A 12,731-nucleotide genomic window follows, 5' to 3' on the forward strand; every position below is an offset into this window, starting at 1 on the left:
CTATCCTTCTTACCAACCGGTTTTGCGTGACGTCAGAATACGCCCGCAGGTTGTCTAAAAAATAGTACCATCTTGCGCAATAGTGTTGGCAGTGATGGTCACTTTGAGCGACAATCAGACGATCCGGGATACAAATCCCGGGATAATAATAATGATGAAATTCCTCTTTGACGGGCCAATAGCAATATTGGCCATTTTTTTATGTCAGCATATCCGGCAGATTCCCTTCGCCATACAGATGCAGCGCGCCGACGGCGACCACGTAGCGCCCCGGCGGCAAGGCCAGCAGCGTCTCGCGCCAGGCGAGATTGCGCTGATGCATCAGCACATCATATAAAGACTGGCTGAAGGTCGTCGGCAGCGATACCGCACCGCGCGACGGCGGTTGCTCCAGCCACCAGCCGATCATGACCTGCAGTAAACGGGCGTTGGTGCGCCAGTGGGTCAGCGTATCTTCCAGCAGCGCCATTCCGCCATCGGGCAGGTCGCGCAGCAGCGCGATCTGGCTGTCGGCGCCTTCCAGCTCCATCACCGCTATGTTGCTCTCGCGGGCTGCCATCAGCAACTGATAATCGATACCGTAATCCGGCCGCAGCCCCAGCTTCTGCGCCTGGGTGGCCTGCAGAACCATCGCCACCTGCCACAGCGGCTGGCTGTCGAACAGCTCGACCGACAGGCCCAGCTCGCCGGCTCGCGCTTGTAGCTCGCTCAGCTGCGCGCCGCTCAGGCGCTCCGCCAGCGGCGGATAAGCGGGGAGATTGCTAAACGGGGTTTCATTGCCGCTGATATCGGCCTCGACGATTAACGCATCGGCCTGGCGTATTTTTTTCAGCAGTTTCGCTGGCGGCGGCGCCATGTCGCGGGTGCCCATATGGATGCTGCCGACGAGGTGCAGATAGCGTTTGCCGGGCAGGACGATATCCATCGCAGGCCAGGAATAAGACGAGCCGACGGCGGCTCGCCACAGCATTTTTATCCGGTTTAACAGGCCCATACGCGCTCCGAAGTGTGAGGCATTCATGCTAGCGCATATGGTGATACACGTCACCCTTCCGGCGGGCTTTTCTTGCCCCGGAAAAAAAGCGGGCGCCGATCCTGTCAGCGTCCGCTTTCCTGCAACAGCGTTTACTCTTTTGGTTTAAAGCGCAACAGGCGGTTAGCGTTACTCACCACGGTGATCGACGACAGCGCCATCGCCGCGCCGGCGACCACCGGATTGAGCAGCGTGCCGGTCAACGGCCAGAGGATCCCGGCGGCAATCGGGATGCCCAGCGAGTTGTAGACAAAGGCCCCCAGCAGGTTCTGCTTCATATTGCGTAAGGTCGCCTTCGAAATCGCCAGCGCATCGGCCACGCCGTGAAGGCTATGGCGCATCAGGGTGATCGCCGCGGTTTCAATAGCGACATCGCTGCCGCCGCCCATGGCGATACCGACATCCGCCTGCGCCAGCGCCGGGGCATCGTTAATCCCATCGCCAACCATCGCCACTTTGTGCCCCTGGCTCTGCAGACGCTTAATGGCGTCGGCTTTACCGTCCGGCAGCACGCCGGCAATCACTTCATCAATGCCGGCTTCTTTGGCGATGGCATTCGCGGTAGTGGGGTTATCCCCGGTGAGCATCACCAGGCGGTAGCCCTGACGATGCAGGCGCGCCAGGGCGTCGACGCTGTCTTCGCGCAGCGGGTCACGGATGGCGAACAGCGCGGCCGCCTGACCATCCACCGCCAGCAGCACCGGCGTAGCGCCGCGCGAGGCCTGCGCCATCATCTCGCTTTCTATATCGCTGGTGGCGATATGCTGCTCGTTGAGCAGCGCCTGGTTGCCGAGCAGCAGGCGATGACCTTCCGCCTCACCGCTGACACCAAGGCCGCGCAGGGTGCGGAAGCCGCTCACTTCCGGCAACGGGCTGTCTCCGGCTTTATCGAGGATCGCTCGCGCCAGCGGATGGCTTGAGCCCTGCTCGAGCGCGGCGGCAAGACGCAGCGCGGTAATCTCATCAACGCCAGTGAAAGTTTTCACCGCCACCACCTGCGGCTTGCCTTCGGTCAGGGTGCCGGTTTTATCGAACACCAGGGTGTCGAGTTCACTGGCGCGCTGCAGCGCATCGGCGTCGCGCACCAGTACGCCGTATTCCGCCGCCCGGCCAACGCCGGAAATGATCGACATTGGCGTCGCCAGCCCTAAGGCGCACGGACAGGCGATAATCAGCACCGTGGTGGCGATCACCAGGGTATAGACGATCTGCGGCGCCGGGCCGAAGAAGTACCAGATCGCCGCGCTAATCAGCGCAATGGCGACCACCGCCGGGACAAACACCGCGGAGATTTTATCCGCCAGCTGGCCGATCTCCGGCTTGCTGCTCTGCGCCTGGCGCACCATGCGGATAATACGTGCCAGCGTGGTCTGGCTGCCGACGGCGCTGGCGGTGAACAGCACGCTGCCGTCCTGCACCACGGTGCCGGCGTGAATGGCATCGCCATCGCCTTTTTGCTGTGGTACCGGTTCGCCGGTGAGCATCGCTTCATCAAACCAGGCTTCGCCCTGGCTTATCACGCCGTCAACCGGAACGCGATCGCCAGTGGTCAGGCGCAGCGTCATGCCGGCCTGAACTTCAGCGAGCGGCAGATCCTTTTCTCCCTCAGGGGTCACCACGCGGGCTGAAGGCGGCGTCAGGTCGAGCAGTTTTTCCAGCGCTTTTGAGGAGCGCTGGCGGGCGCGGGCCTCCAGCATATGGCCGAGGTTAATCAGGCCGATAATCATTGCGCTGGCTTCGTAATAGAGATGGCGGGCTTCCATCGGGAACCACTGTGGCCACAGGTTGACGCTCATCGAGTACAGCCAGGCGACGCCGGTACCGAGCGCCACCAGCGTATCCATGGTGGCGGTGCCGTTTTTCAGGCTTTTCCACGCGCTGCGGTAGAAGTGCCCGCCGGCGAAGACCATCACCGCAAGGGTGACGAGGCCGATGACCAGCCACAGCGAACGGTTGTCGTCGCTGACCATCATGTTATCGCCGATCATGCCCCAGACCATCACCGGCACGCCGACCAGCAGAGCGACAATCGCCTGCCAGCGAAAACGTTTCATGGTGGCGATGGCGGTTTCCTGCTGACGTTCGCGGCGTTCCAGATCGTCCTCGATCGCCTCCGCGCCGTAGCCCGCTTTCTCCACCGCCTGCACTAATTCTGCGGCGGACGCACTGCCCATCACCAGCGCCGTGCGTTCCGCCAGGTTAACCCGCGCCTGTGAGACGCCCGGCACCGCGGCAAGCGCGTTCTGTACCCGGGAGACGCAGCTGGCGCAGCTCATGCCGTTGATCAGCAGCTGTTGACTGTCATCTTCGTCATGGGCTGCCGGAAGCTCAGGAGTGGCCGCTGTCAGTGCTTCCGACGGGATTGATGATTCTGCCAGCGGTTTAGCCTTTGGGTGGCTGAGCTCCGCGCCGTATCCGGCTTGTTTAACGGTTTCAATCAGCGCTTGTGCGCTGGCGCTGCCCGTCACATGGGCTTCAGTGAGGGTGACTTCCGCTTGCTCAACGTCAGGACGCTGCTCCAGACTCTCTTTCACGCGTTTGACGCAGTGGCCGCAGGAGAGGCCATCCAGCGTCAGGTCGATAGTGTTAGACATAAATAACTCCTGAATAATTTTCCGGTCAACGATTGACCAGAACCACTCTTTCATCGAGTATTAAGAAGGTTAAACCTTCCAGCAAGGGGAAGGTCAAGGAGAAAAAATGAATATCAGCGATGTGGCGAAAAAAACCGGCTTAACCAGCAAAGCGATTCGTTTTTACGAAGAAAAGGGGCTGGTGACGCCGCCGTTGCGCAGCGAAAACGGCTACCGCACCTACGGTCAGCAGCATCTCGATGAGCTGACGCTGCTGCGCCAGGCGCGGCAGGTGGGGTTTAATCTGGAAGAGTGCCGCGAGCTGGTGGCGTTATTCAACGACCCGTCACGCCACAGCGCCGATGTGAAAAAACGCACGCTGGAGAAAGTGGCGGATATTGAGAACCACATCCGCGAGCTGCAAAATATGCGCGCGCACCTGCTGGCGCTGGCCGAATCCTGTCCCGGCGACGACAGCGCGGAGTGCCCGATTATCGATAATCTTTCCGGCTGCTGTCATCGCAAGGCGCAGGCTTAACGAACGACGGGTCTGATCCGTAGCGTAATCCCTTCCACGGCGACCACTTCGACTTGACTGCCTGGGGCGAGGTCCTCGTCAGCCATCACCGGCCATGAGCTGTCGCCCACGCGCACGTGGCCGCGGCCGTTTACCAGCGGGGCATCCAGCGTCAAACGGCGGCCTATCAGCTGCTGCCCGCGCTGGTTGAGTTGAGCATCGGCAGGACGCTGCAGTTTGACGCGCTTACGCAGCCACTTCGACCACAGCCACGCCGCCAGCAGAGTGAGGACGGCAAACAGCGTGCCTTGCCATTCCCAGCTCAGCGGCAGGAGCCAGGTCAGGGCGCCGGTCACCACGCCGGCGACGCCGCTCCACAGCAGGTATCCGCTGCCGCCCAGCATCTCGGCCGCCAGCAGCAGCCCGCCGAGGCTTAGCCAGAACAGATGAGGGTGGGCGAGGATCATGTCGATCATGATTTTTTCCGATCGCCAGCGCCTTCTTTGATCAGCTCGCTGATCCCGGCGATCGATCCCATCAGGCTGCTGGCATCCAGCGGCATCAGCACCACTTTACTGTTGTTGGCGGCGCCAATCTGCTGCAGCGCATCGGTGTATTTCTGCGCCACGAAGTAGTTGATCGCCTGAATATCGCCTGAGGCGATCGCTGAGGAGACCATCTGGGTGGCGCGGGCTTCCGCTTCAGCGGAACGCTCGCGGGCCTCCGCCTGCAGGAAGGCGGACTGCCGCTCGCCCTCCGCCTTGAGGATCTGCGACTGCTTTTCCCCTTCCGCTTTCAGAATTTCCGCCTGACGCACCCCTTCGGCCTCAAGGATATAGGCGCGTTTGGTACGTTCGGCTTTCATCTGGGCGTTCATCGAGGCGATAAGCTCCGCCGGTGGGCGAACGTCGCGAATTTCGACGCGGGTGATTTTCACCCCCCACGGGTTGGTGGCGTCGTCAACGATATGCAGTAGGCGGGTGTTAATGCTGTCGCGCTGGGAGAGCATTTCATCCAGCTCCATCGAGCCGAGCACGGTACGAATGTTGGTCATCGTCAGGTTGACGATCGCCTGCTCAAGATTGCTGACCTCGTAGGCGGCCTTTGGCGCGTCAACCACCTGAATAAAGCAAACGGCGTCGATGGTGACGTTGGCGTTATCTCTGGAGATAACCTCCTGTGAGGGGATGTCGAGCACCTGCTCCATCATGTTCACTTTGCGGCCGATGCGGTCCATAAACGGCACGACTAAGCTTAATCCCGGCTGCAGCGTCTGGGTAAAACGCCCGAAGCGCTCCACCGTCCACTGGTAGCCCTGCGGGACGATTTTCACCGCCGCGGCCACAATGACCAGCGCGACGAAAATAAGGATAGGAATAAAAATCAGCATCAAAAACCTCCTGTCTTGTTGCCTGGTGAAGCGCTACAAAGAAATAGCGCGTGTTTAAACTGAGTATATCTTTCTCCACCACCGGGAGAAAGGAAAGTGCGGTAAACTAGCGGTGTTTCAGAAAATAATCAGGAAGCCTCATGAAGGAAAATAACGCGCTTTTGCGTCTCGAGGGTGTGGGATTTAAGACCGACGACGCAGTTATTTTACACAATATCAATCTTGAGCTCAGACCCGGGGAATTTAAGTTGATTACCGGGCCTTCCGGCTGCGGGAAAAGCACCTTGCTGAAAATTATCGCCTCGCTGCTCAGTCCGACCTCCGGACGGCTGTTTTTCGACAATGCCGATGTCGCGACGCTGTCGCCGGAAAGGTATCGCCAGCAGGTCTCTTACTGTGCGCAGACGCCGGCGCTGTTCGGGGATTCGGTTTACGATAACCTGATTTTTCCGTGGCAGATCCGCAATAAACAACCGGATCCGCAGGCGCTGGTGGCCGACCTGCAGCGCTTTGGTCTTGGCGAAAATATGCTGGAAAAATCGATTAATGAACTGTCCGGCGGGGAAAAGCAGCGCGTCTCGCTGATCCGCAATTTACAATTTCTGCCGCGCGTGCTGCTGCTGGACGAAATTACCAGCGCGCTGGATGACAGTAATAAACAGAATGTGAATGACATTATTCATGGCTATGCGACGGAAAAGCAGGTCGCTGTTCTGTGGGTCACCCACGATCGCAACGAAATTTCGCATGCCGATGAAGTGATTACCTTGCAGCCTGCCGGCGGAAACATGCAGGAGGTGCGGCATGAACGGGCATAACATTACGAACGAATCGCTGGCGCTGTCGATGGTGCTGGTGCTGATCGCTATTCTGGTGAGCTATCGGGAAAAGCTGGCGCTGGAAAAAGATATTCTCTGGAGCATCTGCCGGGCGATCGTGCAGCTGATTATCGTCGGCTATGTATTGAAATATATCTTTAACGTCAATCATGCGGTTCTGACGCTGTTGATGGTGCTGTTTATCTGCTTTAACGCGGCGTGGAATGCCAAAAAGCGCAGCAAGTATATCGATAAGGCTTTTGTCTCGTCATTTATCGCCATCACCACCGGCGCCGGGCTGACGCTGGCGGTGCTGGTGTTCTCTGGCTCGATAGCCTTTGTCCCGATGCAGGTGATCCCGATTGCCGGGATGGTGGCCGGGAACGCCATGGTAGCGGTGGGACTGTGCTACAACAATATGGGCCAGCGCTTCAGCAGCGAGCAGCAGCAGATTCAGGAGAAGCTGAGCCTCGGCGCGACGCCGAAAATGGCCTCGGCGCGGCTGATTCGCGACAGCATTCGCGCGTCATTGATACCCACCGTCGATTCAGCGAAAACGGTCGGCCTGGTGAGCTTGCCAGGGATGATGTCGGGGCTAATTTTTGCCGGTATTGACCCGGTAAAGGCGATTAAGTACCAGATCATGGTGACCTTTATGCTGCTGTCGACCGCCAGTCTGTCGACGATTATCGCCGGCTATCTGACCTACCGGAAGTTCTTCAACGCCCGCCATCAGCTGGTGGTGACGCAGCTGAAAAAGCGCCCGTGAACGATCCCGGGTTGCGGCGTTCACGCCTCACCCGGGCGACTAAGGCTAGGTTCCGCATCGTTCGCGTAGCCCGGATAAGCGCAGCGCTATCCGGGGCTGGCAACGGATTAGTACAGCAGCGAATAGAGCTGACGGCGGTATTTGGCGGCCAGCGCATCGCCGGTACCGAGGGCGGCGAGGATCTCCTGCAGCATCTTGCGCGCCTGGCCGTCGCCAGCGCCTAAATCCTTCTGCAGATGGCTGAACAGCAGCGCCAGCGCTTCTTCGTTACGCCCGACCTGATGCAGCTGTAGCGCCAGCTGGGAGGCCAGCTGCGCGTCCTCCGGATTCTGTTCCACCTGCTGCTGCAGCTGCTGGATTTCCGGCGTGTCGGCGGCCTGTTTGAGCAGCTCAATCTGCGCCACCAGACCCTGATAGTGGGTATCCTGATCCTGCAGCGGAATAGTCTTCAGTACATTTTCCGCTTCATCGGAACGGTGCAGAGCAATCAGCGTTTCCGCCAACAGCAGGCCAATCTGGCTGTCCTGATTCGACAGCTGCCAGGCCTCCTTCAGCAGCGGCAGGGCATCGGCGTATTTTTCTTCCTGCATCAGGGCCAGGGCCTGCTGCGCTTTCAGCTCCTCTTCGCGGGGCAGGACTTTATCCAGCAGGGCGCGGATCGCTTCTTCCGGCTGCGGGCCTTCAAAACCGTCCACTGGTTGGCCGTTCTGGAACAGATAAACCGTAGGGATGGCGCGCAGACCAAACTGTGAAGCGAGCATTTGCTCGGCGTCGCAATCGACCTTTGCCAGCGTAAACTGGCCGTTGTATTGAGCGGCCAGGCGCTCAAGAACCGGGGTCAGCTGTTCGCAGTGCTGGCTGCGGGCAGACCAGAAGTAAAACAGCACCGGGACGTTCATGGACTGCTGTAGCGTCTGCTGCAGGTTCGCTTCGCTAATGTTGACAATATTCTGTTCGGACATGGGCATTTCTCGTTAGTCGATTTCTGTTTTACATGGGGGCGGCATGCCGCGCTTCAACTCAGCCGTGGATAATTTTGTCCATCGCGCGGTCTGGCAGCAGGCGTTTGAGCAGCGCCACCGCGTGGGTGACCAGGGTGACCGGGTAGCGCAGCTTCGGCTTATCGCTGATAAAAGCGTGGCGCACTTTTTCCACTACCGCCTCCGGCCCGAGGGTAAAACGGGCGGCGATGCCCGGGTTTTCAACGGGCTTGTCGCTTTGCGTCTGGTTGACGTTATCGGTAAAGCGGGTGCGGATCGGGCCCGGCTCAATCAGGCTGACCTTGATACCGCTGTGACGCAGCTCCATGCGCAGTGCGTCGGACCATGCCTCGAGGGCGTATTTACTGGCGGCGTAGGCGCCGCGGCCGGGGCTGGCGATAAGCCCCATCACCGACGAGGTCATCACGATGCGACCTTCGCCGTGCGGCGTCATCGCTGGCAGCAGCAGCATGGTGAGCTGATGGACGCCGAAAAAGTTAGCGGAAAACTGCTGTTCCATCTGCTGGCGGCTGATGGTGTTCAGCGGGCCATAGACGCCGTATCCGGCGTTATTGAACAGGCCGTAGAGACGATTATCGGTCAGCGCAAGCACCTCCGCCGCCGCGCGCTCCACGCTCTGCGGGTCGTCCAGATCGAGCAAAATACCGGTTAGCCCCAGCTCCTGCATCCGCGCCACGTCCTCTGCCTTGCGGCAGGCCGCCAGCACGCGAAAGCCCTGGCGGGTTAAATCCAGTGCGCTTTCCAGACCAATTCCACTGGAACAGCCTGTCACTAAAACCGTTTTTTGCATAACTTTACCTGTCAGCGACCCCTGGCGTTCAGGAGTCATGATTAACTAAGGGAGCCAGCCGGTTCGCCATCCACTCGGCGATAAACGGCTGCGCGTCGCGATTCGGGTGAATGCCGTCGTCCTGCATCCACTGGGGTTTCAGATACACCTCCTCCATAAAAAAGGGCAGGAGAGGAATAGCGAACTCTTTGGCCAGGGCCGGGTAAATCGCGCCGAAGGCTTCATTATAGCGGCGGCCATAGTTCGCCGGCAGGTGAATTTGCATCAGCAGCGGCTCGGCGTTGGCCGCTTTGATATCCTTAATAATGGTGCGCAGCGTCTGCTCGGTCTGCTGCGGCGGAAAGCCGCGTAGCCCGTCATTGCCGCCGAGCTCAACCAGCACCCAGCGCGGCTGATGCTGTTTAAGCAGCGCAGGCAGACGAGCCAGCCCTTGCTGGGAGGTATCGCCGCTGATGCTGGCGTTCACCACTGGCGTTTTCGCCTGCCACTTCTCATTGAGCAGCGCAGGCCACGCGGCGTTAGCCGCCATCCGATAGCCAGCGCTCAGGCTGTCGCCGAGGATCAGCAGCGTATCCGCCGCCATCGCGCGGCAGGTAAACAGGAACAAAAACAGGAAAGGCACATGCCAGCGGAAAACATACTTGAAGTTCATCATCTTAAGAAGTCCGTCGGTCAGGGGGAGCATCAGCTCTCCATCCTTACCGGAGTTGAGCTGGTTGTCAAACCGCGGCAGACCATCGCCCTGATCGGCGAGTCGGGCTCCGGTAAATCGACCCTGTTGGCGATCCTCGCCGGCCTGGACGATGGCAGCAGTGGGGAAGTATCGATGCTGGGCAAACCGCTGCATCGGATGGATGAGGAGGCGCGGGCGGCGCTGCGGGCGCAGCACGTCGGTTTTGTCTTTCAGTCGTTTATGCTGATCCCGACGCTCAACGCCCTGGAGAACGTCGAGCTGCCGGCGCTGCTGCGTGGCGCCAGCGATAGCCAGAGCCGGGGCGATGCCCGCGCGCTACTTGAGCAGCTGGGGCTTGGCAAACGCCTGCACCACCTGCCGGCACAGCTCTCCGGCGGTGAACAGCAGCGGGTCGCGCTGGCCCGGGCCTTCAATGGTCGTCCGGCCATTCTGTTCGCCGATGAGCCCACCGGCAACCTCGATCGCCAGACCGGGGATAAAATTGCCGATCTGCTGTTCTCGCTTAATCGCGAACACGGCACCACCCTGATCCTCGTCACTCACGATCCGCTGCTGGCGGCGCGCTGCGACCGTCGTCTGCGCCTGGTGGATGGCCAGCTGCGGGAGGAAGCATGATCGCCCGCTGGTTCTGGCGCGAATGGCGCTCGCCGTCGCTGCTGATCGTCTGGCTGGCGTTAAGCCTCGCCGTGGCCTGCGTGCTGGCCCTGGGGTCGATAAGCGATCGGATGGAGAAAGGCCTCAGCCAGCAAAGCCGTGAGTTTATGGCAGGCGACCGCACGCTGCGCAGTTCGCGCGAGGTGCCCGCTGAGTGGATCGCGCATGCGCGCCAGTCAGGGCTGAGCGTCAGCGAACAGCTGAGCTTCGCCACCATGACCTTTGCGGGCGATACGCCGCAGCTGGCGGACGTCAAGGCGGTGGATGACCGCTATCCGCTGTATGGCACTCTCGAGACGCAGCCGCCGGGGCTGAAGCCCCAGGCGGGCAGCGTGCTGCTGGCGCCAAGGTTGATGGCGCTGCTGAACCTGAAAACCGGCGATACGATTGACGTTGGCGACGCCACGCTGCGCATTGCCGGGGAAGTGATTCAGGAGCCGGATGCGGGGTTCAACCCCTTCCAGATGGCGCCGCGGCTGATGATGAATATGGCCGACGTGGCAAAGACCGGCGCCGTGCAGCCCGGGAGTCGCGTCGCATGGCGCTATAAGTTCGCCGGCGACGCTGAACAGCTGGCCAATTATGAGCAGTGGCTGCTGCCGAAACTCGGCCCGGAGCATCGCTGGATTGGTCTTGACCAGGACGACAGCGCGCTGGGCAAATCCCTCGAACGCTCGCAGCAATTCCTGTTGTTATCCGCGCTGCTGACGCTGCTGCTGGCCGTCGCGGCGGTGGCCGTGGCGATGGGCCACTACTGCCGCAGCCGCTACGATCTGGTCGCCATACTCAAGACGCTGGGCGCCGGACGGGCGCAGCTGCGCAAGCTGATTGTCGGCCAATGGCTGCTGCTGTTGACTCTGTCGCTGATAACCGGCGGGGCAGCAGGGCTAGCGCTGGAGCGTCTGCTGCTGCTGGTGCTCAAACCGGTTCTGCCCGCCGCGCTCCCGCCGGCCAGCGGCTGGCCGTGGCTGTGGGCGGTGGGCGCGACCGGCGTGATTTCCCTGCTGGTGGGCCTGCGCCCCTATCGGCTGCTGCTGGCGACCCTGCCGCTGCGGGTGCTGCGCCAGGACGTGGTGGCTAACGTCTGGCCGCTGAAAATCTGGATCCCGACGGTCAGCGCCGTGGTGGTGGGCCTGCTGGCGTGGCTGATGGGCGGCAGCCCCCTGCTGTGGTCGGTGCTGGCCGGGGCGGTGGTGCTGGCGCTGCTGTGCGGCCTGGTGGGCTGGGGATTGCTGTGGCTGCTCAAACGCCTGACGCTCAGCGCCTTGCCGCTGCGTCTGGCGGTGAACCGCCTGCTGCGCCAGCCGTGGTCGACCCTCAGCCAGCTGGCGGCGTTTTCCCTGTCGTTTATGCTGCTGGCGCTCCTGCTGGTGCTGCGCGGCGATCTGCTCGACCGCTGGCAGCAGCAGCTGCCCCCGGAGAGCCCAAACTACTTCCTGATCAATATCGCCCCTGAGCAGATAATGCCGGTGAAGACTTTCCTCGCCGAACACCAGACGCGGGCGGCGGAATTTTATCCGATCGTCCGGGCTCGTCTGACGCAGATCAACGGCCACTCCACGGACGGGAACAAAGACGAAGCGCTGAATCGCGAGCTTAATCTCACCTGGAGCGAACAGCGTCCGGATCATAATCCGCTGGTGGCCGGCAGCTGGCCGCCGAAGTCGGGCGAGGTATCGATTGAGGAGGGGCTGGCGCAGCGGCTGGGGGTGAAGATCGGCGATACGGTGACCTTTACCGGCGATACTCAGGACTTCAGCGCGAAGGTGAGCAGCGTGCGCAAAGTCGACTGGGAGAGCCTGCGGCCCAACTTCTTCTTTATTTTCCCCTCCGGGGCGCTGGACGGGCAGCCGCAGAGCTGGCTCACCAGCTTCCGCTGGGATAACGGTCCCGCGATGTTGACCCAGTTGAACCGCGAGTTTCCCACCGTTAGCCTGTTGGATATCGGCGCCATCCTGCGTCAGGTCGGCCAGGTGCTCTCCCAGGTCAGCCGGGCGCTGGAGGTGATGGTGGGCCTGGTCACGGCCTGCGGCGTGCTGCTGTTGCTGGCGCAGGTCCAGGTCGGTATGCGCCAGCGTCATCAGGAGCTGGTGGTCTGGCGCACGCTGGGGGCCGGAAAATCGCTGCTGCGCGCCACGCTGTGGGCGGAGTTTGCCCTGCTGGGGCTGGTTTCCGGCCTGGTGGCGGCGATAGGCGCGGAAGTGGCGCTGGCGATGCTGCAGACGAAAGTCTTTGATTTCCCCTGGACGCCGGACTGGCGGCTGTGGGTGATGCTGCCGCTGACGGGGGCGGTGTTGTTATCCCTGTGCGGCGGCGGGCTGGGGCTGCGTTTGTTAAAAGGGAAAGCGTTGTTCCGTCAGTTTAGCCAGTAAGATTATTGCATTTTGATGATGCGCCGCCGTTTTTGGCGGCGCTTTTATTTTAAGCGCACAAATTGATAACTCTTTGATTTTTAAGCGCACAAAACATTAAAAAACCGACAACACGCTGTA

13 protein-coding genes are annotated in these 12,731 nt (G+C 60.8%); 5 read left to right on the top strand and 8 right to left on the bottom strand.

The genetic code is table 11. The annotated features are described in order from the left end of the window. Positions 1-199: 199 nt before the first annotated feature. Together CE636_RS21290 and copA are read right to left on the bottom strand one after the other, a co-directional pair. Entirely contained in the window at positions 200-994 is a 795-nt protein-coding gene (locus tag CE636_RS21290) for a TraB/GumN family protein (protein WP_017898888.1), read from the bottom strand. A 131-nt stretch (positions 995-1,125) separates the two neighbouring features. Further along, positions 1,126-3,627: a copper-exporting P-type ATPase CopA gene (gene copA / locus CE636_RS21295; protein ID WP_032446995.1), complete on the bottom strand. Its 2,502-nt coding sequence runs from the start codon at positions 3,625-3,627 to the stop codon at positions 1,126-1,128. Between the two features lie 106 nt (positions 3,628-3,733). On the opposite strand from copA, the gene cueR reads away from it, so the two are divergent. After that, entirely contained in the window at positions 3,734-4,144 is a 411-nt protein-coding gene (gene cueR, locus CE636_RS21300) for a Cu(I)-responsive transcriptional regulator (RefSeq protein WP_004204725.1), read from the top strand. Here cueR and CE636_RS21305 read toward each other — a convergent pair. After that, positions 4,141-4,599 carry an NfeD family protein gene (locus tag CE636_RS21305; RefSeq protein WP_017898886.1) on the bottom strand — a complete coding sequence of 153 codons (459 nt, stop codon included), beginning with the start codon at positions 4,597-4,599 and terminating at the stop codon, positions 4,141-4,143. The two genes, cueR and CE636_RS21305, sit on opposite strands and share 4 nt — an antisense overlap. Further along, positions 4,596-5,513 carry an SPFH domain-containing protein gene (locus CE636_RS21310; RefSeq protein WP_004204723.1) on the bottom strand — a complete coding sequence of 306 codons (918 nt, stop codon included), beginning with the start codon at positions 5,511-5,513 and terminating at the stop codon, positions 4,596-4,598. The genes CE636_RS21305 and CE636_RS21310 overlap by 4 nt, the downstream gene beginning before the upstream one ends. Positions 5,514-5,653: 140 nt before the next feature. Between CE636_RS21310 and fetA the strand changes: the two genes are divergently transcribed. Together fetA and fetB are read left to right on the top strand one after the other, a co-directional pair. Continuing rightward, positions 5,654-6,331: an iron efflux ABC transporter ATP-binding subunit FetA gene (gene fetA, locus CE636_RS21315; protein ID WP_004204722.1), complete on the top strand. Its 678-nt coding sequence runs from the start codon at positions 5,654-5,656 to the stop codon at positions 6,329-6,331. Beyond that, on the top strand, positions 6,318-7,100 hold the full coding sequence (gene fetB, locus CE636_RS21320) for an iron efflux ABC transporter permease subunit FetB (RefSeq protein ID WP_004204721.1): 783 nt from the start codon (positions 6,318-6,320) through the stop codon (positions 7,098-7,100). The genes fetA and fetB overlap by 14 nt, the downstream gene beginning before the upstream one ends. Before the next feature lie 107 nt (positions 7,101-7,207). Here the strand turns inward: fetB and CE636_RS21330 are convergent, their stop codons facing one another. Genes CE636_RS21330 through tesA form a run of 3 tightly spaced genes read right to left on the bottom strand, consistent with a single transcriptional unit; the run spans position 7,208 to position 9,543 of the window. Beyond that, entirely contained in the window at positions 7,208-8,062 is an 855-nt protein-coding gene (locus tag CE636_RS21330) for a co-chaperone YbbN (protein ID WP_004204720.1), read from the bottom strand. A 58-nt stretch (positions 8,063-8,120) separates the two neighbouring features. Beyond that, a complete protein-coding gene (locus CE636_RS21335) occupies positions 8,121-8,930 on the bottom strand; it encodes an SDR family oxidoreductase (RefSeq protein ID WP_025999120.1) in 810 nt (269 codons plus the stop codon). Next, on the bottom strand, positions 8,920-9,543 hold the full coding sequence (gene tesA, locus CE636_RS21340) for a multifunctional acyl-CoA thioesterase I/protease I/lysophospholipase L1 (RefSeq protein ID WP_025999119.1): 624 nt from the start codon (positions 9,541-9,543) through the stop codon (positions 8,920-8,922). The genes CE636_RS21335 and tesA overlap by 11 nt, the downstream gene beginning before the upstream one ends. Between tesA and ybbA the strand changes: the two genes are divergently transcribed. Continuing rightward, the gene (gene ybbA / locus CE636_RS21345) at positions 9,514-10,200 is read left to right on the top strand and encodes a putative ABC transporter ATP-binding protein YbbA (protein ID WP_004146399.1); all 687 of its coding nucleotides are present in this window, start codon (positions 9,514-9,516) and stop codon (positions 10,198-10,200) included. The genes tesA and ybbA overlap by 30 nt on opposite strands. Continuing rightward, on the top strand, positions 10,197-12,611 hold the full coding sequence (ybbP, locus tag CE636_RS21350) for a putative ABC transporter permease subunit YbbP (RefSeq protein ID WP_017898883.1): 2,415 nt from the start codon (positions 10,197-10,199) through the stop codon (positions 12,609-12,611). Before ybbA ends, ybbP begins: the two co-directional genes overlap by 4 nt. Here the strand turns inward: ybbP and CE636_RS28915 are convergent. Beyond that, entirely contained in the window at positions 12,573-12,701 is a 129-nt protein-coding gene (locus CE636_RS28915) for a hypothetical protein (protein ID WP_032446990.1), read from the bottom strand. The two genes, ybbP and CE636_RS28915, sit on opposite strands and share 39 nt — an antisense overlap. Positions 12,702-12,731: the final 30 nt, after the last annotated feature.

The organism is Klebsiella sp. LY, assembly GCF_004010915.1.
GTDB lineage: Bacteria > Pseudomonadota > Gammaproteobacteria > Enterobacterales > Enterobacteriaceae > Klebsiella > Klebsiella quasipneumoniae.

Bases quoted from the DNA above. Each gene is read 5' to 3' on its own strand.
- CE636_RS21290 (WP_017898888.1), bottom strand. From the start codon at position 994: ATGGGCCTGTTAAACCGGATAAAAATGCTGTGGCGAGCCGCCGTCGGC.
- copA (WP_032446995.1), bottom strand. From the start codon at position 3,627: ATGTCTAACACTATCGACCTGACGCTGGATGGCCTCTCCTGCGGCCAC.
- cueR (WP_004204725.1), top strand. From the start codon at position 3,734: ATGAATATCAGCGATGTGGCGAAAAAAACCGGCTTAACCAGCAAAGCG.
- CE636_RS21305 (WP_017898886.1), bottom strand. From the start codon at position 4,599: ATGATCGACATGATCCTCGCCCACCCTCATCTGTTCTGGCTAAGCCTC.
- CE636_RS21310 (WP_004204723.1), bottom strand. From the start codon at position 5,513: ATGCTGATTTTTATTCCTATCCTTATTTTCGTCGCGCTGGTCATTGTG.
- fetA (WP_004204722.1), top strand. From the start codon at position 5,654: ATGAAGGAAAATAACGCGCTTTTGCGTCTCGAGGGTGTGGGATTTAAG.
- fetB (WP_004204721.1), top strand. From the start codon at position 6,318: ATGAACGGGCATAACATTACGAACGAATCGCTGGCGCTGTCGATGGTG.
- CE636_RS21330 (WP_004204720.1), bottom strand. From the start codon at position 8,062: ATGTCCGAACAGAATATTGTCAACATTAGCGAAGCGAACCTGCAGCAG.
- CE636_RS21335 (WP_025999120.1), bottom strand. From the start codon at position 8,930: ATGACTCCTGAACGCCAGGGGTCGCTGACAGGTAAAGTTATGCAAAAA.
- ybbA (WP_004146399.1), top strand. From the start codon at position 9,514: ATGCCAGCGGAAAACATACTTGAAGTTCATCATCTTAAGAAGTCCGTC.
- tesA (WP_025999119.1), bottom strand. From the start codon at position 9,543: ATGAACTTCAAGTATGTTTTCCGCTGGCATGTGCCTTTCCTGTTTTTG.
- ybbP (WP_017898883.1), top strand. From the start codon at position 10,197: ATGATCGCCCGCTGGTTCTGGCGCGAATGGCGCTCGCCGTCGCTGCTG.